At 52.8% G+C, this 21749-nt stretch carries 21 protein-coding genes; 1 reads left to right on the top strand and 20 read right to left on the bottom strand.

Annotation, left to right across the window (positions count from 1 at the left end; translation table 11 throughout):
- Positions 1-4: 4 nt before the first annotated feature.
- The 13 genes from yycF to ACVBDQ_RS13400 all read right to left on the bottom strand — a co-directional run bounded on the left by yycF (position 5) and on the right by ACVBDQ_RS13400 (position 13279).
- Positions 5-718, bottom strand: coding sequence for a response regulator YycF (yycF, locus tag ACVBDQ_RS13460; protein ID WP_011232938.1), 714 nt, complete (start codon positions 716-718; stop codon positions 5-7).
- Positions 719-906: 188 nt separating this feature from the next.
- Entirely contained in the window at positions 907-2193 is a 1287-nt protein-coding gene (locus tag ACVBDQ_RS13455; protein ID WP_011232939.1) for an adenylosuccinate synthase, read from the bottom strand.
- Between the two features lie 217 nt (positions 2194-2410).
- Complete coding sequence (dnaB, locus tag ACVBDQ_RS13450) at positions 2411-3775, bottom strand: replicative DNA helicase (protein WP_011232940.1); 1365 nt, start codon at positions 3773-3775, stop codon at positions 2411-2413.
- 77 nt (positions 3776-3852) lie between these two features.
- Entirely contained in the window at positions 3853-4302 is a 450-nt protein-coding gene (gene rplI, locus ACVBDQ_RS13445) for a 50S ribosomal protein L9 (protein ID WP_011232941.1), read from the bottom strand.
- The gene (locus ACVBDQ_RS13440) at positions 4299-6275 is read right to left on the bottom strand and encodes a DHH family phosphoesterase (RefSeq protein ID WP_011232942.1); all 1977 of its coding nucleotides are present in this window, start codon (positions 6273-6275) and stop codon (positions 4299-4301) included. Before ACVBDQ_RS13440 ends, rplI begins: the two co-directional genes overlap by 4 nt.
- A 46-nt stretch (positions 6276-6321) precedes the next feature.
- The gene (locus ACVBDQ_RS13435) at positions 6322-7248 is read right to left on the bottom strand and encodes a YybS family protein (protein WP_011232943.1); all 927 of its coding nucleotides are present in this window, start codon (positions 7246-7248) and stop codon (positions 6322-6324) included.
- A 135-nt stretch (positions 7249-7383) separates the two neighbouring features.
- Complete coding sequence (gene rpsR / locus ACVBDQ_RS13430; RefSeq protein WP_008880812.1) at positions 7384-7620, bottom strand: 30S ribosomal protein S18; 237 nt, start codon at positions 7618-7620, stop codon at positions 7384-7386.
- 97 nt (positions 7621-7717) lie between these two features.
- On the bottom strand, positions 7718-8212 hold the full coding sequence (gene ssb, locus ACVBDQ_RS13425; protein WP_011232944.1) for a single-stranded DNA-binding protein: 495 nt from the start codon (positions 8210-8212) through the stop codon (positions 7718-7720).
- A 30-nt stretch (positions 8213-8242) separates the two neighbouring features.
- The gene (gene rpsF, locus ACVBDQ_RS13420; RefSeq protein WP_011232945.1) at positions 8243-8530 is read right to left on the bottom strand and encodes a 30S ribosomal protein S6; all 288 of its coding nucleotides are present in this window, start codon (positions 8528-8530) and stop codon (positions 8243-8245) included.
- 214 nt (positions 8531-8744) lie between these two features.
- Entirely contained in the window at positions 8745-9845 is a 1101-nt protein-coding gene (ychF, locus tag ACVBDQ_RS13415; protein ID WP_011232946.1) for a redox-regulated ATPase YchF, read from the bottom strand.
- A gap of 239 nt (positions 9846-10084) precedes the next feature.
- Positions 10085-12106, bottom strand: coding sequence for a molybdopterin-dependent oxidoreductase (locus ACVBDQ_RS13410; protein WP_033024482.1), 2022 nt, complete (start codon positions 12104-12106; stop codon positions 10085-10087).
- Positions 12107-12163: 57 nt separating this feature from the next.
- Positions 12164-12361, bottom strand: coding sequence for a DUF951 domain-containing protein (locus ACVBDQ_RS13405; RefSeq protein ID WP_011232948.1), 198 nt, complete (start codon positions 12359-12361; stop codon positions 12164-12166).
- Positions 12362-12373: 12 nt separating this feature from the next.
- Positions 12374-13279, bottom strand: coding sequence for a mechanosensitive ion channel family protein (locus tag ACVBDQ_RS13400; protein WP_011232949.1), 906 nt, complete (start codon positions 13277-13279; stop codon positions 12374-12376).
- A 186-nt stretch (positions 13280-13465) separates the two neighbouring features.
- On the opposite strand from ACVBDQ_RS13400, the gene yyaC reads away from it, so the two are divergent.
- A complete protein-coding gene (yyaC, locus tag ACVBDQ_RS13395) occupies positions 13466-14089 on the top strand; it encodes a spore protease YyaC (RefSeq protein WP_011232950.1) in 624 nt (207 codons plus the stop codon).
- 72 nt (positions 14090-14161) lie between these two features.
- Here the strand turns inward: yyaC and ACVBDQ_RS13390 are convergent, their stop codons facing one another.
- The 7 genes from ACVBDQ_RS13390 to mnmE form a co-directional block, all read right to left on the bottom strand.
- Positions 14162-14863, bottom strand: a complete 702-nt coding sequence (locus tag ACVBDQ_RS13390; protein WP_011232951.1) for a DUF554 domain-containing protein — start codon at positions 14861-14863, stop codon at positions 14162-14164.
- Positions 14864-14917: 54 nt separating this feature from the next.
- A complete protein-coding gene (locus tag ACVBDQ_RS13385) occupies positions 14918-15787 on the bottom strand; it encodes a ParB/RepB/Spo0J family partition protein (protein ID WP_011232952.1) in 870 nt (289 codons plus the stop codon).
- Positions 15780-16541 carry a ParA family protein gene (locus tag ACVBDQ_RS13380; RefSeq protein WP_014197033.1) on the bottom strand — a complete coding sequence of 254 codons (762 nt, stop codon included), beginning with the start codon at positions 16539-16541 and terminating at the stop codon, positions 15780-15782. The genes ACVBDQ_RS13385 and ACVBDQ_RS13380 overlap by 8 nt, the downstream gene beginning before the upstream one ends.
- A 125-nt stretch (positions 16542-16666) precedes the next feature.
- The gene (noc, locus tag ACVBDQ_RS13375) at positions 16667-17512 is read right to left on the bottom strand and encodes a nucleoid occlusion protein (RefSeq protein ID WP_011232954.1); all 846 of its coding nucleotides are present in this window, start codon (positions 17510-17512) and stop codon (positions 16667-16669) included.
- 159 nt (positions 17513-17671) lie between these two features.
- On the bottom strand, positions 17672-18388 hold the full coding sequence (rsmG, locus tag ACVBDQ_RS13370; RefSeq protein WP_011232955.1) for a 16S rRNA (guanine(527)-N(7))-methyltransferase RsmG: 717 nt from the start codon (positions 18386-18388) through the stop codon (positions 17672-17674).
- Between the two features lie 23 nt (positions 18389-18411).
- On the bottom strand, positions 18412-20301 hold the full coding sequence (gene mnmG / locus ACVBDQ_RS13365; RefSeq protein ID WP_011232956.1) for a tRNA uridine-5-carboxymethylaminomethyl(34) synthesis enzyme MnmG: 1890 nt from the start codon (positions 20299-20301) through the stop codon (positions 18412-18414).
- Positions 20302-20319: 18 nt separating this feature from the next.
- Positions 20320-21708: a tRNA uridine-5-carboxymethylaminomethyl(34) synthesis GTPase MnmE gene (gene mnmE / locus ACVBDQ_RS13360; RefSeq protein ID WP_011232957.1), complete on the bottom strand. Its 1389-nt coding sequence runs from the start codon at positions 21706-21708 to the stop codon at positions 20320-20322.
- Positions 21709-21749: the final 41 nt, after the last annotated feature.

Below are 21749 nucleotides of genomic sequence, written 5' to 3'. Positions count from 1 at the left end.
TGGCTCATGACTCCTGTTCCGGATTGCGCAAGTAATAGCCGACTCCCCGTCTTGTGACGATCCAATTCGGGTGGGAAGGGTTGTCCTCAATTTTTTCACGCAGACGTCTTACCGTCACGTCCACGGTGCGCACATCGCCATAGTAATCGTAGCCCCAGACGGTTTGCAGCAAATGCTCGCGCGTCATCACTTGGCCGATATGCTTCGCTAAGTAATGAAGCAGTTCAAATTCGCGGTGGGTCAGTTCAATTGTTTCCCCCCGCTTTTGCACGACATACGCGTCCGGACGGATGACGAGCGGGCCAATGACGATTTCATTTGTTTCGTTTTCTCCTTCTTCTTGGTTGGCCGTTTGCGCATGGCGGCGCAAGTTTGCCTTCACCCGCGCCAGGAGCTCGCGCGTGCTGAACGGCTTTGTCACATAATCGTCCGCACCAAGCTCCAACCCAAGCACTTTATCAATCTCGGAATCTTTCGCTGTCAGCATAATGATCGGCATATCATACTTTTTCCGCACTTCACGGCATACTTCCATGCCATCTTTTAACGGCAACATAATATCCAATAAAATCAAGTCCGGCATCGTTTCTTCAACTTTTTGCAGCGCTTCTTCGCCGTCGTAGGCGCAAATGACTTCATATCCTTCTTTTTGCAAATTAAATTGCAAAATATCGGCAATCGGTTTTTCATCATCAACGACTAAAATGCGTTTTTCCATCTCGCTCACATCCTTCCTTTTGCGATGGAATCCTATCATTACTAATTTACCATGTTATGAACATGAAATCATCCTTTGCCGATTGCCATTTTGAGGAGCCTATCAAAGAAAAAAGCATAGACGCGCGCGCATCTATGCCTGTCGTTTGCCTTGTTTATACGCTGCCTGCCACCGTCCACTGTTGCCGCTTACGCGTAGACGCTGCGGACGACGTTCGTTTGCGAACGGTCCGGTCCGACGGAGAAAATCGAAAGAGGGATGCCGGTGAGCTGGGAAATGCGCTCGACGTAATGGCGGGCGTTCGCCGGCAGCTCGTCTAGACTTTTCACCCCGGTGATATCTTCCGTCCAGCCAGGAAGTTCTTCATAAATCGGCTCGCATTCGGCCAACACTTTTAAGCTGGCTGGAAATTCTTCGAGCACTTGGCCGCGGTAGCGATAGGCGACGCAAATTTTCAACGTTTCAATGCCGGTCAACACATCGATCGAGTTAAGCGACAAGTCCGTAATGCCGCTCACCCGGCGGGCATGACGGACAACAACACTGTCAAACCAACCGACGCGGCGCGGACGGCCGGTCGTCGTCCCATACTCGCGGCCGACTTCGCGAATGCGGTCGCCGATTTCATCGTGCAGCTCTGTCGGGAACGGCCCGTCGCCGACGCGCGTCGTATAGGCTTTCGCCACCCCGACGACATGCTTGATTTTCGTCGGCCCGACACCGGCGCCGATCGTTACCCCGCCAGCGACTGGATTCGACGACGTGACAAACGGATACGTTCCTTGGTCAATGTCAAGCATGACGCCTTGCGCTCCTTCGAACAAGACGCGGCGCCCTTCATCGAGCGCATTGTTCAATACGACCGATGTGTCGCAGACGTATTTGGCGATGTGCTGGCCGTACTCGTAATACTCCTCAAAAATGTCCTCCAACCGGAAGCCTTCGACCCCGTACACTTTTTCAAGCAGCGTATTTTTCTCCCTCAAGTTGCGCTCCAGCTTTTCGGCAAACACGTCGCGGTCAAGCAAATCAACAATGCGGATGCCGATGCGCGCCGCCTTGTCCATGTACGCCGGCCCAATTCCTTTTTTTGTCGTGCCGATTTTGTTTGCCCCTTTCCGCTCTTCCTCAAGCTCGTCCAATTTCAAATGATACGGCAAAATGACATGAGCGCGGTTGCTGATGCGCAAATTATCAGTCGAAATGCCGCGCTCGTGCAAATACGAAAGCTCCGCAACGAGCGCCTTCGGATCGACGACCATCCCATTGCCGATGACGCAAATTTTATCTTTATAAAAAATGCCCGACGGGATCAAGTGCAGCTTATACTTTTCCCCGTTGAACACGATCGTGTGTCCGGCATTGTTTCCCCCTTGATACCGGGCAATCACTTCCGCATTTTCCGATAAAAAGTCCGTAATTTTCCCTTTCCCTTCATCGCCCCATTGCGTGCCGACAACAACGACTGACGACATGGCGAGCACCTCCAGTTTCCTCGGTCTAAACATTGTCAGTGTACCAGTTTTCAGCCATAAAGTCAATGAAACACGAACATTAAAAGAAAATATCGTCTTTTTTATTCGTTTATCAATGATCAGGAAGGCTCCCTCTTTAACGCCGCGGGTGTAAACGAGGAAATAGTCAAAGGCCAAAAGAACAAAAAGGCGCCCGCCGCCGGCAGCGCGGTCCGTCTTACGCCCCCGGTGGAATTTGCGCCTCATCGAAACGGCGCTCTAAGTTGACGAATTTATTGTACTCTTTAATAAAGGCGAGCTGCACCGTCCCGACCGGGCCGTTCCGCTGTTTGGCGATAATGATTTCGATGATGTTTTTGTTCTCGGAATCTTTGTTGTAGTAGTCGTCGCGATACAAAAAGGCAACGATATCAGCGTCTTGCTCAATGCTCCCCGATTCGCGAAGATCGGACATCATCGGCCGCTTGTCCTGGCGCTGCTCAACGCTGCGCGACAGCTGTGACAAAGCGATGACCGGCACTTCGAGCTCGCGGGCGAGCGCCTTTAACGAACGGGAGATTTCCGACACTTCCTGCTGGCGGTTTTCCCGGTTGCGCCCACTTCCTTGAATGAGCTGCAAATAATCGATCACCACCATGCCGAGGCCGCTTTCCTGTTTCAAGCGGCGGCATTTGGCGCGAATGTCGCTGACGCGGATGCTCGGCGTATCGTCAATATAAATGCCGGCGTTTGACAAACTGCCCATCGCCATCGTCAGCTTGCCCCAATCTTCCGGCGTCAGCTTGCCAGTGCGCAAGTTTTGGGCGTTGATGTTGCCTTCGGCGCAAAGCATCCGCATCACAAGCTGCTGGGCGCTCATTTCCAAGCTGAAAATCGCGACATTTTCGTTCGTCTTCGTCGCCACATTTTGGGCGATGTTTAATGCGAATGCCGTCTTCCCGACCGATGGCCGGGCGGCGACGATAATCAAGTCGCTGCGCTGAAATCCGGACGTCATCCGGTCGAGTTCAGTGAATCCGGTCGGGATGCCGGTGATGTCCCCGTTCCGGTTATGGAGCATTTCAATGTTGTCATACGTCTGTACGAGAACATCTTTAATATTTTTAAAGGCGCCTGAATGTTTCCGTTGGGAAACCTCCATAATTTTCCGTTCCGCTTCATCGAGCAAAACGTCAATTTCATCTTCCCTTGTATAGCCATCTTGGGCAATCGATGTCGCCGTGCGAATGAGGCGGCGAAGCAATGATTTTTCTTCAACAATGCGGGCGTAGTATTCGACGTTGGCCGCTGTCGGCACAGAATCGGCAAGCTCGCTTAAGTAGGAGACACCGCCCACTTCCTCCAGCTGCTCCAAAGCGGCCAGTTCCGCCGTCACCGTCACTAAATCGACCGGCTCGCCTTTATCAGCGACGCGAAGCATGGCGTGGAAAATTTTTTGATGGGCCGCGCGGTAGAAGTCTTCGGGAATTAATCGTTCCGAGGCGAGCGTCAGCGCAGTGGGATCCAAAAACACAGCGCCAAGCACGGCCTGCTCGGCTTCAATGCTTTGCGGAGGAATTCGTTCTGAAAAAAGTTCGCTCATCGTCTCACCGCCTTTCCCCCGTTTCATCTCCGTCGATAATGCCCCCGCCATAGCGGGCGGGGGCATCATTGCTGCCGTTATTTTTGTTCCTTGACGTGCACTTTTAAGGTCGCTGTCACTTCCGGATGGAGCTTCACCGGCACATTCGTATATCCGAGGGAGCGAATGGCATCAGCAAGCTCGATTTTCCGTTTGTCAAGCTTCAAGCCGTGCTGGGCCTGAAGCGCCTCAGCGATTTGCTTGCTCGTGATTGAACCAAACAAACGGCCTCCCTCGCCCGCTTTCGCCGGAATTTCCACCGTCAGCTTCTCGAGCTCTTCTTTCAGTTTTTTCGCATTGGCCAGTTCTTCCGCCGCTTGGCGCTGCTCTTTTTGTTTTTGCGCCTCGAGCGCTTTGATGTTCGCCGGCGTCGCTTCAATGGCGAGCCCTTGTTTGAACAAAAAGTTGTTTGCGTAACCGTCGGCGACGTCTTTGATTTCCCCTTTTTTCCCTTTTCCTTTCACATCTTTTAAAAAAATGACTTTCATGATGGCTTCCCCCCCTCGAAATAGTCATGAATGGCTTCACGCAGCTGCCGCTCCGCCTCTTCCACCGTCACTTCGGACAATTGGGCAGCGGCGTTTGTCAAATGTCCGCCTCCACCAAGCCGTTCCATAATGACTTGCACGTTGACATCGCCGAGCGAGCGGGCGCTGATGCCGACCGTCCCGTCGGACCGCTTGGAAATGACGAACGAAGCAACGACGCTGCTTAAAGTGAGAAGCGTATCGGCCGTTTGCGCAATCAACACTTGGTCGTGCACCTCGTTCTCGCCCCCTTTGGCGATGGCGATGCCATGCTCATCGATCACCGCCCGTTCGATCAATTTCGCCCGTTTGATGTAGTTGGCGATGCTTTCCCGCAGCAATTTTTGCACAAGCACCGTATCCGCTCCTTGGGCGCGCAAGTATGACGCGGCGTCGAACGTCCGCGAGCCGGTGCGGAGCGTAAAGCTTTTCGTGTCGACGACGATGCCGGCAAGCAGGGCGGTCGCTTCGAGCATCGTCAGCTTCATCCGTTTCGGTTGGTACTCTAACAGCTCGGTGACGAGTTCCGATGTCGAAGAAGCATAAGGCTCCATATAGACGAGAATCGGCGCCTCAATGAACTCTTCGCCGCGGCGATGGTGATCAATGACGACGATATGGTCGGTGCGATACAATAGCCGCTCTTCAATGACGAGCGACGGACGATGCGTATCGACGACGATCAAAAGCGTATCCTCGGTGACGAGCTCAAGCGCCTGCTCCGGCTTTAGGCATCTTGACCATAATTCAGCATGTTTTTTCATTTCCTCAAGCAACCGTTGCGCCCCGGCATCCGTTTTGGCCGGATCGACGACGATAAACCCTTCCTTTTGGTTCGATTGGACGACTTTTAAAACGCCGATCGCCGCTCCCATGGCGTCCATATCGGGATATTTATGGCCCATGATGAGCACTTTGTCGCTTCCTGCAATCAGTTCGCGAAGCGCATGGGAAATAACGCGGGCGCGGACGCGCGTCCGCTTTTCCATCGGGTTCGTTTTGCCGCCGTAAAACTTCACTTTTCCATTTCCTTGCTTAATCGCGACTTGATCGCCCCCGCGCCCCAACGCTAAGTCCAAGCTTGATTGAGCGAGCGCCCCGAGCTCCGGGAGCTGGGACACGCCGGCGCCGATGCCGATGCTCAGCGTCAGCTGGGCATGATGTTTTGCCGTCTGCTCTCGCACTTCGTCGAGAATGGAAAATTTGCTTTTCTCGAGCCGCCCAAGAATATGTTCGTTCAATACGGCAATAAATCGGTCGGATGACGTCCGCTTCAAAAAAATGCCATAGTCGTTCGCCCACCGGTTCAACACGGAAGTGACGAGGCTGTTTAGTTGGCTTTTTGCCTGATCGTCCATCCCTTGCGTAATTTCATCATAATTGTCAAGAAAAATAATGGCGAGCACCAGCCGTTCCGCTTCGTACTGCCGCTTCAATTCCAAATGCTCAGTAACATCAAAAAAGTAAAGAAGCCGTTCAGGGCGGCGAATGACCACTTTCAGCTGCTTTCCGTTCAATTCGACGATCTCTTCGTCCGTTTTTCCCCTTTTCACAAAAGCGGCCAACGATTCGGAAAGCTCGGCGAGAGAGCGGCCGACAAGCGTCTGTTCCTTAAAGCAGGCGGCCAAAAAACGGTTCGACCACTCGATTTCTCCCCCTTCATCGATGAGCATAATGCCGATCGGCATTTGCATCAACGCTTCCTCGCCTACTTTTTTCACCCGGTGCGACAAATTGGAAATATAGTGCTCCAACTCTTTATGCAAGGAGCGTTGCGCCCCAATGACATAATAAAGCACAAACCCGACGCCAAGAAGGGCGACGAGGCCAAGCAGCCATTGGAAGTAAAACAAGCCAATCGCCATAAGCACCGCCAGGGCGGCTAACGCATATAACGGATAGCGATACGCTTTCCTTTCATAAAAATGGGACATTCAAGTCAGCTCCTACACTGAAGAAATGACTCGCCTTATCCAATTATCATATGCGGCGGCGCAAATCAAATCCTAAATCAATTATACCGAATATCGCCACAAGATAAAGTAGAAAAGGCAGGAATAAGCAAACGACCGTCCCTGCCGCCACCACACCTTTGCCAACCCCTTTTTTGTAAGCGGCGTAGTAAAGAAACGAAAATCCTTGCACAATCATCGCCAGCTGCAACACATACGATAAGTTCAACACGGCGATATAGGCAAACGATCCTTCTTTGAACGGGAACAAGGAGAGAAGGAGCACAAAGACATACAACCACAATACAGTTTTCGGCCACATAAGCTCGCGAAACGGCGGCCATGAACCGACCGGCAGCTTCAGCCTCTTCATCACCGGCAGCGAGACGATGATCGTCGCGTACGCCAGCGCAAACGAAGCGATGACAAACAGCGTCGGAACCATATAGCCGATCAGCTTCAGCCCTTGTTCGAACTGCCTTTGCATCTCCAAAGGCGGCGCTTGTCCCATTCCCTTCATTAGATTCATTGCCGTGTCAAACGATTCTCGCACGAGCGCAAGCGTATCTTGGATCATATCGACGTGCAAAAATTGAATCGAGATGATGTAATCAAGCACGATATTCGCCAAAAATACAAGCGCGCCGACAAGAAGAACAAGATAACGGTTTTTCTGTTTCGAAAGCATCGCGCCGACTGCCATGCCGACGGTGCCGAACATAAGCGCCATCGGCAGCGACAAAAGCGAGCCGATCAAACCGGAGATGACAAGGGCCGCCGCCAGCAGCAACATAGCTGGAATCCACCCATGGCGCATCGTAAACACCATAAACGGAAGCGCTAAAAACAAAGCGGCGACAATCCCAATGACCGGCGCGTACAGCGCAAGCAAAAACAAAACAGCAAACAGTGCGAGCTCAATCGCCGCTTCGGTGAGGGCGTGCGTTTTTCGCAATGGACGTTCCCCTTTCTTTGTTTTTTGGTGATTTGACCTCCTTCCCCACTTTCACTCTGCTTGGGAGTGGGAGTCCGCTCAGTCAGAGGAGATAAAAAAAGCAGTAAGGATCCCCCCTTACTGCTTGCTTTCGGCTCACTCGTCCGCAACGTACGGCAGAAGCGCCATTTGGCGCGCGCGTTTGATCGCGACCGTCAATTTGCGCTGATATTTCGCGCTCGTTCCCGTTACACGGCGCGGCAAAATTTTGCCGCGTTCAGAAATGAACTTTTTCAGCAAATCGACATCTTTGTAGTCGATATGCGTAATGTTGTTCGCCGTGAAGTAACATACTTTGCGGCGTTTGCCGCGGCCGCCTTTCCGTCCTGCCATGCTATTTCCTCCTTTCCGTTGCCATCGTTTCCTCATCGGTGGAATGGCCCGCTGCCTGCGCGTTGTTTAGAGACAGGGGCTTCAAGCGACTTGTTTATTAAAACGGCAAATCATCATCAGAAATATCGATCGGCTGGCCGTCATTGGCGAAAGGATCGTCATCGATGCGGCCAAACCCTTTTTCGTTCGGATATTGGTGGTTCTGATCTTGCCCGAATGGGAATGGATCCCCATAGTAGCCGCCTGCTGTTGCCCCTCGCTGCTCGCTCGTTCCTTTCGGCTCAAGAAATTGGACGCTATCAGCCACCACTTCCGTCACGTACACGCGCCGACCTTCTTGATTTTCATAGCTGCGGGTTTGCAGTCGGCCATCGACACCAGCCAAGCTCCCCTTTTTCAAAAAGTTGGCGACGTTTTCCGCCTGGCGGCGCCAAACGACACATTGAATAAAATCCGTTTCCCGCTCGCCCTGCTGATTTGTAAACGGACGGTTGACCGCGAGCGTAAACGTGGCAACAGCCACTCCGCTTGGAGTGTAACGCAACTCCGGATCTCTCGTTAACCTGCCGACCAAAATGACGCGGTTAATCATCAGAACCACCTCTTAATCATGTCGAAAAGATTATTCTTCTTCTTTGACGACGATATGACGGATGATGTCTTCGCTGATGCGCGCTAAGCGGTCGAATTCTTGCACCGCTTTCGGCTCCGATACGACATTGACGATCATGTAATAGCCGTCGCGGTATTTTTGAATTTCATAGGCTAAGCGGCGCTTGCCCCAATCCGTCACGTTCGTAATCTCCGCGCCGTTTTCTTTCAACACGTTGTTGAACCGTTCCACGAGAGCTTGTCTCGCTTCATCGTCCATGTTCGGGCGGATGATGTACATGATTTCGTACTTTCTCACGCTCGTCACCTCCTTTTGGTCTAAGCGGCCCTTCCATTCGAAGAGCAAGGAGCAATCACCATTACTCACATTTGTTGATTATACCATGACCGACAACGATAAGCAAGGCAGTTTGCCGCATTCCGTCGGCGCAAACATCTTCCATCCGTATGACCAAGCCAAAAACGGCCCCATGCCGTGACCTGCTGCATCCGCCCTGCCCTCGAACCGATGGTTACACGTTGAACCGGAAATGCATAATGTCGCCGTCTTGCACTTCGTAGTCTTTTCCCTCCAAGCGCACTTTTCCGGCTTCGCGCGCCGCCGCCATCGATCCAGCCGCGACAAGGTCATCGTACGACACCGTTTCCGCGCGAATAAACCCTCGCTCAAAGTCGGAATGGATGATGCCGGCGCATTGCGGCGCTTTCATCCCTTTGCGGAACGTCCACGCCCGCACCTCCTGCTCGCCGGCGGTGAAAAACGTCGCCAATCCGAGCAAGCTGTAAGCGGCGCGGATAAGCTGGTCAAGGCCAGACTGCTCGATGCCGAGCTCCTGTAAAAATTGCCGTTTTTCCTCATCGCTGAACTCAGCGATTTCCTCTTCGATTTTGGCGCAGACAACAATGACTTCAGCGTTGTCGCGCTTCGCAAACTCGCGCACGTCCTTGACAAACGGATTGCCGCTAGGGTCAGCGATATCTTCCTCGCCGACATTGGCGACGTAAAGCATCGGCTTTATCGTCAACAAATGCAGCTGCTTGACGACTTTCATCTCTTCATCAGTGAACTCGAGTGTGCGCGCCGGCTTGCCGTCTTCGAGCGTCTCCTTCAACCGCCGCAAAATGTCGTATTCAAACGCCGCCTCTTTATCCTTTTGCTTGGCGATTTTGCCGACCCGCTCGATTCGTTTGTCAATCGTTTCTAAATCAGCCAACACGAGCTCCAAATTGATCGTTTCGATATCGGCGAGCGGGTCGACTTTGCCCGCCACGTGGGTGATGTTTTCATCACTGAAGCAGCGGACGACTTGGCAAATTGCATCGACTTGCCGGATGTGAGACAAAAACTTGTTGCCAAGCCCCTCTCCTTTGCTCGCCCCTTTGACGATGCCCGCGATATCGGTAAATTCAAAAACAGTCGGCACCGTCCGCTTCGGCCGAAACATTTCCGTCAATACATCGAGCCGCTCATCGGGCACTTCGACGACACCGACGTTCGGCTCAATTGTGCAAAACGGATAGTTGGCTGACTCAGCACCTGCTTTTGTAATGGCGTTAAACAGCGTCGATTTGCCGACGTTCGGCAATCCGACGATTCCTGCTGTCAATCCCATTCGTTCCACTCCTCTTTCCCGTTCACATCTTTCCTCATTATATGGGCTGGCGCAGAAAATGACAAGCGCGCCGCAAGCGGGGAATGTTTCCTCTCCCACCCGCTTCAAAAAAGGCGGAAGTTTGCGCCCTTTTCCCAACACTTGGATGACAAAATCATCTTTTCGGATCAACAGCCTCAAACCGCATTTTGTCATCGACCATATCTTTTTTCTACTGATCCGAAGCAACTGTGAACCGCTTACTTTGCTTCCGACGTGACTTTTTCAATATTGACCAAACAGTCATACAGCGTGCTGCCGCAGCCGTTATCCGACTCCAAATCGGACGTGAGGACGTTGACCGGCCCGCCGAACACTCCCCATTGTCCTTCGTCAATGTTGATCGTGCCTGGATAGGCGCCATCAAGCACCTTGACCGTTCCCACGAGCGATCCACGGTCGTTGTAAACACGCGCCCGGTCGCCATCGGCAAGACCCTTTGCCGCAGCAACATCAGCCGCTACCTCAATGCGGACTGTCTGAAGCGCTGGGATGAGCGGATAATGTTGCGAATGATTCGAACGGAGCGGATGGATCGTCAACAGCCGATACGGATATTTGGCGGCTAGTGCCGGATTGGACTCCTCCGATTCGGCCGGATACATGATTTGCAGCCGGCCATCCATCCCTTTTTTCTTGGCGATGGTTGACGTAAATTCGTATTTTCCGCTTGGCGTTTGAAACCGGCGGTCGCGCCATGGCACCGGTTCGACAGGCAAAAGGACGCGGTGTTCTGTTTTCAATCGCTTCAGCGTAATGCCGTGATGCTCCAACGGCCGGAGCGCCATCGCAAGAAACTGCTCACGCGTATAGGCAAAATCATCCCCAAACCCGAGCCTTTTTGCCAGCTCCGTCCAAATCCACAAGTCCGGCTTCGCCTCACCCGGCGGGTCGACAAGCTTCGGCCCGTAGTTCAAATACGCATGGTACATCGATGAACAATAGACGTCTTCCTCTTCAAACGAAGCCGCTACTGGCAAAACATAATCAGCCATTGCAGCCGTATCGGTCATGAACTGCTCAAACACAACCACCGTTTCAACGGAAGCGAACGCTTTTTTCATCAAGTTCGTGTTCGGCACTTGAGCGAGCGGGTTGCCGCACGTGACGATCACCATGCCGATCGGAGGATCATTCGCCCGCAATATCTCTTCTCCCTGCTTCATCATCGTCCATGTGCGCGATGCCGTTTTCCGCTCTGGGAGCGTCAATGCGGCTTTATCAAAACACTCGCCCACCTGCAAGTTGCCAAAATTCGCCCCTCCACCCGGAATGCCAACGTTGCCGCTTGCGGCGACAAGGGCATCGATCCATCGGATTGTATTGCCGCCGTTCGCATAGCGTTGCATGCCAAGGCCAAGATACGTTGCGGTCGGCCGGTCCCCGTAAAGCCGGGCCAGCTCCGTCATTTGATCGCGGCTAACACCGGTATGCCGCTCAATCTCCGCCAACGAAATTGTCTGCAATAGTTGTTTGACATCATCAAACCCAATTGTGTGTTGCTTGATAAAGGCCCGGTCCTCCAACCCGAGTCGAAGCAGCTCTTTCATAATGCCCATCGCCAAAAAAGCGTCCATTCCCGGCTTGATGCATACGTACTGATCGGCGATGCGCGCCGTCGGGCCAAACAGCGGATCGATGACCACAATTGTCGCCCCGCGTTTTTTCGCGGCAAGCAACCGCTCGAATAAATGCATGTTCGTGCGGGCGACGTTTCGCCCCCAAATGACGATGTGGCGGCTGTTGTCGATATCTTCTGGCGCATGGCTGTAGGCGTTGCCAAAATCCCATGTCTGCGCCTCAATGCCCGCGCCCCAGCAAAGGCTGCCGATAAGCTCTGTTGCCCCACCATAACAATTAAAAAAACGGCGGTCCAGGTTTTTCAGCAGCCCGTTGTTGGCGTAATCATGGCTGTGAAGCACGGCTGTCGGCCCAAATTGTTCTTTCAACTTCCGCATTTTCCCGGCGATGTCATCAAGCGCCTCTTCCCAAGAAATGCGAACGAACTGCCCGCTTACTTTTTTCAACGGATAGAGAAGGCGTTCTTTGGCGTTTACCCGCTCTTTCAACATCCGCCCGCGTCCGCAAATGTTCCCTTTCGTGATGGGATGGTGTTCGTCGCCGTCAACCCGTACGACTTTCCCCTCGTTCACCGTCACCTTCAGCCCGCATACGTCCCAGCAGTTGAGCGGACATGATGTTACATGCGTCGTTTCCGTCATTTTCTCCCTTCCCCTTCGCAACAAAAGAGCATGGCCTCGCCACCATGATTCATTTGCTTATTCTTCATGCTTGACGAGCACTTTTTTCATTTTGCGGATAAACTCTTTGCGCGGCAACAAAACGCTATGGGCGCACCCTTCGCATTTAATGCGGATGTCAGCGCCCAAGCGAATCACTTTCCAACGATTCGTTCCACATGGGTGCGGCTTTTTCATTTCGACGATATCGTATAGGCCGAACTGTTTCTCTTCCATCGATCCACCTCCCTATGACAACGATTGCTCCCGTTGCGGCTTTGCCTCGGGCTGCTCTTGTTCGTCGCGGCGATGCAGCACAAGCCGTGGGTATGGGATTTCGATTCCCCGTTCGTCCAACAGCAGCTTTACTTCCTTGCGGATCGCCCGAGCGACCGCCAGATGGCGCATCGGCTTCGTTTCGCACGTGATGCGCAATATGACTTCCGAGCTGGCTAAATTTTGCACGCCAAGCAATTCCGGCGGGGCGACCATGTCTTCATACTTCGCCGGCAGCTGCGGAAGAAGCTCGCGGATGGCTTCCTCCGCCTCTTCAATGTCTTCTTCATAGGCGATGCTGACGTCAACGACAGCGAGGCTGTTGTGCAGTGAATAGTTCGTCACTTGAGTGATGCTGCCGTTTGGCAAAATGTGCACTTCCCCGGTCCAACTTTTAATTTTCGTCACCCGAAGCCCAATCGTTTCAACATACCCTTCAAAATTGCCAATGCGCACATAATCGCCGACCGCAAACTGGTCTTCAAAAATGATGAAAAATCCAGTGATGATGTCTTTCACTAAGCTTTGTGCGCCAAAACCCACGGCCAGCCCGACGACCCCAGCCCCGGCGAGCAGCGCTTTGACGGGAACGCCAAACGTATCTAAAATCATCAAGAGCGCAATAAAATATAGTACGTACGTAATGACGTTGTCGAGCAGCCGAACGAGCGTCGCCTCCCGCCGTTCGGAAATGCGGATCGGCGCCTTCTGTCGCACTTTGAACATGTTATGAACGGCAATTTTCAACACTTTCACCGCAATGGCGCATATGAGTAGGATAAGAACAATCTTCAGCGTCCCTTTTCCGATCTGGAGCCACAATTTCTCATCTATCAAAAATGCGAACAATCGGCTCATCGTTTTTTCCATCGTGTTCAACGTTGGCGACACCTCAATCTTTTTTCTTGTTCTGCGCTTTTATTTTAACAAGACCGGCCGCTGATTTGTAGCCCGATATCCCGTTATCGCGAAGAAAAGGCAAGAAAACGAACAATGAAATGTATATCATTCTTTTATTTTCCGTATACTGTTAATACTTTTGAAACGAAAGTAGGAGTGAAGCGAATGAGCATACCATCGATATTTTACTCATCCAAGGAGGAAAGGGACCGCGTGTTTTACGATGAGCAAGGGGCGGTGTCGTCGATCGCTTGGCGGGTCGCCTCACTGCTTCCCGACCCGCTCGCTCAGCCGGTCGCTATCGTTTGCATCGGCACAGACCGCTCGACCGGCGATTCGCTTGGACCGCTCGTCGGCACGATGCTCAAAGAGAAGCCGTTGGCTCGCTTCCACGTGTACGGAACACTCGAAGAACCAATCCATGCCGTTAATTTGGAAGAAAAGGTAGAAGCCATTCGACTCATTCATAACGATCCGTTCATGATCGCGGTCGATGCCTGCCTCGGGCGGCTGAAAAGCGTCGGCGCCATCACGATTGCCAAAGGACCCGTCCGCCCTGGGGCTGGGGTCAACAAACAGCTCCTTCCCGTCGGCGACGCCCATATTACTGGGGTTGTCAATGTCAGCGGGTTTATGGAGTTTTTCGTCCTGCAAAATACGCGCCTCCATCTTGTCATGAATATGGCGAAAACGATCGCCAATGGCATTTACGAAGCGGAGCGGTTCATCCTCCGAAAAGAGCGGCTCGCTGCCCCTCCGCTCTCAACAGACCGGCATTCATTATGGTAGGCAGCAAATCCCCCTCTTGGTCAGCTGTTCAAGGAGGGGATTTCTTTTCTGTCCGGCCAAAACAACCGGTCGTTAAACGAGTGAAAGAATGAAAACGGCGGCTGCCGTAATGAGAATGCTCGGCAGCAAATTGGCCACGCGAATGTTCGTCAAACCGAGCATATTGAGTCCAATGGCCATAATTAAAATGCCTCCGGTCGCCGTTGATTCGGCGATGAACGAATCGAGCACTTCCTTCGGCACAAACCGTTCGATTTGCGTCGCCAACAGCGCGATGCTCCCCTCATAAACAACGACCGGCAAGGCGGAGAAGATGACGCCGATGCCGAGCGTCGTCGTCAAAATGACACTGGCAAAGCCGTCTAAAATCGATTTCGTATACAAGACGCTATGGTCGCCGCGCAGCCCGCTGTCAAGCGCTCCGACGATGGCCATCGCCCCGATGACAAACAACAACGTTGCGCTGACAAACCCTTTAGCGATGCTTCCTTGCCCGTTTCCGCTCACTTTCACCTCGAGCCATTGACCGAGCCGGTTCAGCTTTTCCTCCCAGTTCCACCACTCCCCGAGAATGCCGCCGAAAACAAGGCTGAAAATAACAACGAGAAACTGTTCGCTTTTCATTCCCATTTGTATGCCAAGCAGCGCCACCGCAAGCCCAATCCCCCCCATCACCGTTTCCTTCACTCGCTCGGGGATGCGATGAAGCCATTTTCCAATCAACGCCCCGGCGATAATGCTCACTCCGTTGACAATCGTTCCTAACAACACCATGATGTCCAACCCTCTCTTGCAAAAAAATAAACCGGCCTTGATCAAAGGGCCGACTTACTCGTCGAACCGCACATCGAGCAGTTCTAATATTCTCTCTAAATCTTCCGGAGAAAAAAACTCAATTTCAATTTTTCCTCTTTTCCTCGTTTGTTTAATCGTGACGTTCGTCCCGAATTTTTCGCGCAGCAACGATTCGCTTTCCCGAATAAACACGCTTTTTTCCGGCGGTTTCCGCTTCGATGTTTCACGTGAAACATTTTCGTTCGCTTGTTGGATCAGTTTTTCAAGCTGGCGGACGTTCAACCCTTCGCGAATCGTCCGTTCCACGATCGATTTCATTTTGCTTTTTTGTTTCAGCCCTAAAAGCGCGCGGCCATGTCCCATCGAAAGTGTGCCATCAATGAGCAGCTTTTGCACATCTGAAGGGAGGGACAACAAACGCAAATGATTAGCGATGTGCGGACGGCTCTTCCCAACACGGCTCGCGACTTCCTCCTGGGTTAAGTGCAGCTTGTCCATCAACATTTTGTACGCCATCGCTTCCTCGATCGGGTTCAAATCCTCGCGCTGCAAGTTTTCAAGAAGGGCGAACTCCATCATTTGCTCATCAGTCAACTCGCGCACCACGACCGGCACTGACGGCAAATTCGCCTCTTTGGCCGCCCGATAGCGCCGTTCACCAACGACGATTTCAAATCCGTTCGGTACACGGCGAACGATGAGCGGCTGCAAAATGCCGTGCTGCAAAATCGATTGCTTCAACTCCTCAATCGCCTCAGGCTGAAACGTTTTCCGCGGCTGGTACGGGTTTGGATGAAGGTCGTGAATGCTTACTTCCCGCACCGTTTCCTCTTTCCCATTAAGTTCATTGAGAGAAAGGTTGTCAAACAGCGCACTGATGCCTTTGCCGAGACCTTTAGCCACGTTCAAGCACCTCCTTCGCCAGTTCCAAATACACTTCCGCCCCCCGCGATTTCACATCGTACAAAATGATCGGCTTGCCATGGCTTGGCGCCTCACTCAGCCGCACGTTTCGCGGGATGATCGTCTGGTACACCTTTTCGCGGAAATACTTTTTGACTTCTTGAATGACCTGCAAGCCTAGATTCGTCCTTGCATCAAGCATCGTCAACAGAACGCCTTCGAGGCGCAAATCATAGTTTAAGTGCCGCTGCACAAGCCGGATCGTGTTAAGCAGCTGGCTGAGCCCTTCTAACGCATAATATTCGCATTGGACAGGGATGAGCACAGAATTGGCCGCTGTCAACGCGTTGAGCGTCAGCAAGCCGAGCGAAGGAGGACAATCGATAATAATGAAGTCGTATTTGTCTTTCAGCGGCTCGATCGCGTTTCTCAGCCGGATTTCGCGGGAAACGACCGAGACGAGCTCAATTTCTGCGCCGGCGAGCTGGATCGTCGCTGGAATGACGTATAAATTTTCGATGTCCGTCGGTCGAATGACATCTTTTGCTTTCATGTCGCCAATGATGACATTGTAAATGCATTCGTCCACATCGCCTCGCTCAATGCCGATGCCGCTCGTCGCATTTCCTTGCGGATCGGCGTCAACAAGCAGCACTTTTTTTCCAAGATGCGCCAAACATGCCGATAAATTGACCGCCGTCGTCGTTTTTCCAACTCCGCCTTTTTGGTTTGCAATAGCAATGACTTTTCCCACGATGCCACCTACCTCTATCTCTTCCTCAATCCATTTTATTTTAGCACGAAAACAGGAAAATGACTTTGTTTTCTGAAAGAAAAAACCCCATCAGCAGTGCTTGATGAGGCAAAAGGTGACTTTCGTTATTTTTTCGCGATTCGAATCGTAATTTGATAGTAGTCATCGAATTCTTCTTCTTCCGATTGAACGGACACCCCGCTGCTTTCGACCATGGAAAGCGACTGGCGGATCGTGTTGACGGCGATGCGCATATCGCGGCTGAACGCCTTTCGCTTCGGTTTTGGCTTCCGTTCCCCCGCCTCGAGCAGCTTTAACACCCGATCTTCCGTCTGCTTGACATTCAACTGTTTGTCGATGATTTCTTGCAGCAGTTTCAGCTGTTTTTCTTTATCTTTCAAGGCAATCAATGCGCGCGCATGACGTTCCGTAATCGCCCGTTGCAAGAGCGCCTCTTGCACCTCTTGCGGGAGTTTCAGCAGACGCAGCTTATTGGCGATCGTCGACTGTCCTTTGCCGAGCCGCTGAGCGAGCGCTTCTTGCGTCAAATCATGGAGCTCGATCAATTTGGCGTACGCCATCGCCTCTTCAATCGGCGTCAACTCTTCGCGCTGTAAGTTTTCAATGAGGGCGACGGAGGCGGTTTCTTTGTCATTTAAGTTTTTGATGATCGCGGGGATTTCCGTCCAGCCAAGCTTTTGCACCGCTCTCCATCTCCGCTCGCCGGCGATGATTTCAAACCGTCCGTTCCCGCATTCGCGGACGACGATCGGCTGGATGATGCCGTGCGTGCGGATCGTCAGCGCCAACTCGTCGATCTTCTCTTCATCAAACATCGTGCGCGGCTGAAAGCGGTTCGGAATAATGCTTTTGACCGGAATGTGGCGAACTTCCTCCCGCTCTTGCTTTTCCTCCATTTCTTCCTGTTCTTTTTCTCCAAAGCTGAACAAGCGCGAAAATGGATGCTTCATCCCCCTACACCACCTTTGGACATACTTGGCCAAAATGTCTCTGTCTCGCCCGGCATACGCCGCCTTACGGTCGGTTTTTTGGCGCGGGACGAAGGCGGGGAGCGAAACAGCTTGTTTCTCTCTTTCAGCCGGCAAAGCCCTCCCCCGCCCGCAAAGACGCTACTGAATCGGTTGTTTGTTCGGCGTTCCCGGTTTGCGCGGGTATTGGTTCGGCGTTTTTCTCATTTTTTGGATGAAAATGATCGTTCGTTCGCCTTCGTCAAACGGCAACGTGAACGTTTCCGTCGCCGTCACTTCTCCGCCAAGCACAGAAATCGCCTTGTTTCCCTCTTTCAGCTCCTCGAGCGCCGAAGCAGCTTTCATCGCAATGAATGTCCCGCCCATTTTCACGAGCGGAAGGCAAAGTTCGACAAGCACTGGCATGCGCGCCACCGCTCTGGCCGTGACGACGTCAAATGATTCGCGCATCCCCTTTTGACGGGCGAACGTCTCAGCGCGTTCGTGGTAAAGCGCCACGTCCGCAAGCCCGAGCTCGGTGATCAGATGCTCTAAAAAACGGATGCGTTTTTGCAGCGAATCAACGATGGAAACGCGCAAATGCGGAAAACAAATTTTGAGCGGAAGGCTCGGAAATCCCGCCCCGGATCCGACGTCGCAAAGCGCAAGCGGCGCTGAAAAGTCGTAGTAAAAAGCCGGGGACACCGAGTCGAAAAAGTGCTTCACATAGACGCCGGGCTTGTCCGTAATAGCGGTCAAATTCATTTTCTCGTTCCACTCAACGAGCAGTTCGTAATAGCGCTCAAACTGCGCAAGCGCCCGGGAAGAGAGGAGAATTCCCCTCTCTTCGAGCATGGTTTGAAATTGTGTCGCCTCCATAAGCCAATCCTTTCCCTCATTGTTTATTCATTCGACACGCGCGCGATTCTTCCTTGTTCCAAATACACTAATAATATCGAAATATCGGCCGGATTGACGCCGGAAATGCGCGACGCCTGGGCGATCGAAAGCGGGCGCACTTGTTTGAGCTTTTGCCGCGCCTCGGTTGCAAGCCCTTGGATGGCGTCGTAATCGATATCTTCCGGGATTTTTTTGTTTTCCATTTTTTTGAGCCGTTCGACTTCTTGCAACGATTTTTGGATGTAGCCCTCGTACTTGATTTGAATTTCGACTTGCTCAGCCACTTCCGGAGCGATCTCCTCGTCAGCCGGCGCCAGTTTTCGGATGTGCTCGTACGTCATCTCCGGGCGTCGGAGCAAATCGGCGGCGCGAATGCCGTCTTTCAGCTCGCTTCCACCCGCTTCACGGATGACTTCCTGCACTTTTGGCGTCGGTTTGATGATCACCGTTTGCAGCCGCTTTTTCTCTCGTTCGATCGCCTCTTTTTTCGCCAAAAATTTTTGATACCGCTCTTCGGAAATGAGACCGATCCGATAGCCGAGCTCGGTCAGGCGCAAATCGGCGTTGTCATGGCGAAGCAAAAGCCGGTACTCGGCACGCGACGTCAGCAGGCGGTACGGCTCATTCGTCCCTTTCGTCACCAAGTCGTCGATTAAAACGCCGATATAGGCATCCGAACGGCTTAAAATGATTTCTTCGCGGCCGAGCGCACGGTGGGCGGCGTTAATGCCGGCCATAATGCCTTGGCCCGCCGCTTCTTCATAGCCGGACGTGCCGTTGATTTGCCCTGCGGTATACAAGTTTTTCACAAGCTTCGTCTCGAGCGTCGGCCATAGCTGCGTCGGCACGATGGCATCATACTCGATCGCATAGCCAGCCCGCATGAGCTGCGCCTTCTCAAGTCCCGGGATCGTCTCGAGCAGCTTGCGCTGGATATGTTCCGGCAAACTTGTTGACAACCCTTGCACGTACACTTCTTCTGTTTCCCGCCCTTCCGGCTCGAGGAAAATTTGATGGCGCGGCTTATCGTGGAACCGGACGACTTTATCCTCGATCGATGGGCAATAGCGCGGCCCGGTTCCTTTGATCATGCCGGAGTACATCGGCGACAAGTGCAAGTTTTCATCGATGATGCGGTGTGTTTCCTCCGTCGTGTACGTCAGCCAGCACGGCAGCTGATCAGTGATGTATTTTGTCGTCTCGTACGAAAACGCGCGCGGCTCCTTGTCTCCCGGCTGAATTTCCGTTTTGCTGTAGTCGATCGTCCGGCTGTTGACGCGCGGCGGCGTGCCCGTTTTGAAGCGAACAAGCTCAAACCCAAGCTCTTCTAAATGCTCGGACAGCTTAATCGACGGTTGCTGGTTGTTCGGGCCGCTCGAATATTTAATGTCTCCGATGATGATTTCCCCGCGCAAAAACGTCCCGGTCGTAATGACGACCGCCTTGGCGTAATAATGCGCCCCCGTGTGAGTGATGACACCTTTGCAAACGCCGTCTTCGACGATCAGCCGCTCGACTTTTCCTTGCAGAAGCGTCAAATTTTCTTGATTTTCGAGTGTTTTTTTCATTTCCCGCTGGTACAGCACTTTATCGGCTTGCGCCCGAAGCGCGCGGACGGCTGGCCCTTTGCCGGTGTTTAGCATCCGCATTTGAATGTATGTTTTGTCAATGTTTTTTGCCATTTCCCCGCCGAGAGCGTCGATTTCGCGCACGACGATTCCTTTCGCCGGGCCGCCGATCGACGGGTTGCACGGCATGAACGCGATCATATCGAGGTTGAGCGTAATGACAAGCGTCTTCGCCCCGATGCGCGCCGAAGCTAATGCCGCTTCGCAGCCGGCATGGCCAGCGCCAACGACAATGACGTCATACGTTCCTCCATGGTAATCCATATGGCATTTCCTCCTCGCTTATTTTCCTAAACAAAACTGAGCAAACAGCTGATCAATCAAGCTTTCATGGACCGTATCACCAATGATTTCGCCAAGCAACTCCCATGCCCGGCGCAAATCGATTTGGACGAGATCAACCGGCATGCCGGCGTCAATGCCGGCCAAGGCATCCTCGATCGCTGTTTTCGCCTGCTCGAGCAAGGCGATATGGCGAGAGTTTGAAACGTACGTCAAATCGCCGGCTTCCAGCTCACCCCCAAAAAACAGGTCAGCAATCGCCTTCTCCAGTTCATCAATTCCTTGTTCATGCAACAGGGATGTCCCCACGACCGGCCGGCCGGCCGCCAGCTCCTTGACCCGCTCCATATCGATCCGCCGGGGCAAATCGGTTTTATTCACAATGACGATGGCGTCCATTCCCTCGATCATGGCAAACAGCCGCTCGTCCTCTTCCGTCAGCGGTTCATGATAATTCAAAACGAGCAAAATTAAGTCGGCCCGCTTCAACATTTGCTGCGAGCGCTCGACGCCGATCCGTTCGACGACATCTTCGGTTTCGCGGATGCCAGCCGTATCGATCAAGCGAAGCGGTACGCCCCGGACGTTGACATATTCCTCGATGACGTCGCGCGTCGTCCCCGGAATATCGGTGACGATCGCCCGATTTTCATGGGCGAGCGCATTCAAAAGCGACGATTTGCCGACGTTCGGCCGCCCGATGATGACCGTTGCCAGCCCTTCGCGCAATATTTTTCCTTGCGCGGCGGTCGACAGCAGCTTTTCAATTTGCCCGCGCACATATTCCGCCTTTTCCCGCAAAAGGCGCGGCGTCATTTCTTCGACATCATCGTATTCCGGATAATCGATATTGACTTCAACATGTGCCAGCGTCTCCAAAATCGTCTGCCGCAACTCGCGAATCAATTTTGACAGGCGCCCTTCCATTTGCTGTAGGGCGACGTTCATCGCTCGGTCGGTTTTGGCGCGGATCAGGTCGATGACTGCCTCAGCTTGAGATAAATCGATGCGCCCATTTAAAAACGCCCGCTTCGTAAACTCCCCCGGCTCGGCGAGCCGCGCCCCGTTTGCCAGCACGAGCTGCAGCACCCGATTGACGGAAACAAACCCGCCATGGCAGTTGATCTCGACCACGTCCTCGCGCGTAAACGTCTTCGGTGCGCGCATAACTGATACCATTACTTCTTCAACGACCCGTCCGCTTTTCGGATCGATGATATGCCCGTAGTGGATCGTGTGTGATGGAACGTCTTTGAGCCGCTTTCCGCTCGGGCTGCGGAAAAGCCGGTCAGCGATCTCAACCGCTTGATCTCCGCTCAACCGAACGATGGCAATCGCCCCTTCGCCCATCGGCGTCGAAATGGCGGCGATCGTATCAAATTCCGTCAAAGCTGTTCACCTCTCTTTGCTCCGCTTTCTCTATATCCACA

It is taken from the genome of Geobacillus sp. CCR (assembly GCF_052906625.1).
Note: the sequence above shows the minus strand (reverse complement) of the source record. Positions and strands in the feature narration are given on the sequence as shown.

Coding starts and splice junctions, on each gene's coding strand:
- yycF (WP_011232938.1), bottom strand. CDS start 718: ATGGAAAAACGCATTTTAGTCGTTGATGATGAAAAACCGATTGCCGAT.
- ACVBDQ_RS13455 (WP_011232939.1), bottom strand. CDS start 2,193: ATGTCGTCAGTCGTTGTTGTCGGCACGCAATGGGGCGATGAAGGGAAA.
- dnaB (WP_011232940.1), bottom strand. CDS start 3,775: ATGAGCGAACTTTTTTCAGAACGAATTCCTCCGCAAAGCATTGAAGCC.
- rplI (WP_011232941.1), bottom strand. CDS start 4,302: ATGAAAGTCATTTTTTTAAAAGATGTGAAAGGAAAAGGGAAAAAAGGG.
- ACVBDQ_RS13440 (WP_011232942.1), bottom strand. CDS start 6,275: ATGTCCCATTTTTATGAAAGGAAAGCGTATCGCTATCCGTTATATGCG.
- rpsR (WP_008880812.1), bottom strand. CDS start 7,620: ATGGCAGGACGGAAAGGCGGCCGCGGCAAACGCCGCAAAGTATGTTAC.
- ssb (WP_011232944.1), bottom strand. CDS start 8,212: ATGATTAACCGCGTCATTTTGGTCGGCAGGTTAACGAGAGATCCGGAG.
- ychF (WP_011232946.1), bottom strand. CDS start 9,845: ATGGGATTGACAGCAGGAATCGTCGGATTGCCGAACGTCGGCAAATCG.
- ACVBDQ_RS13410 (WP_033024482.1), bottom strand. CDS start 12,106: ATGACGGAAACGACGCATGTAACATCATGTCCGCTCAACTGCTGGGAC.
- ACVBDQ_RS13405 (WP_011232948.1), bottom strand. CDS start 12,361: ATGGAAGAGAAACAGTTCGGCCTATACGATATCGTCGAAATGAAAAAG.
- yyaC (WP_011232950.1), top strand. CDS start 13,466: ATGAGCATACCATCGATATTTTACTCATCCAAGGAGGAAAGGGACCGC.
- ACVBDQ_RS13390 (WP_011232951.1), bottom strand. CDS start 14,863: ATGGTGTTGTTAGGAACGATTGTCAACGGAGTGAGCATTATCGCCGGG.
- noc (WP_011232954.1), bottom strand. CDS start 17,512: ATGAAGCATCCATTTTCGCGCTTGTTCAGCTTTGGAGAAAAAGAACAG.
- rsmG (WP_011232955.1), bottom strand. CDS start 18,388: ATGGAGGCGACACAATTTCAAACCATGCTCGAAGAGAGGGGAATTCTC.
- mnmG (WP_011232956.1), bottom strand. CDS start 20,301: ATGGATTACCATGGAGGAACGTATGACGTCATTGTCGTTGGCGCTGGC.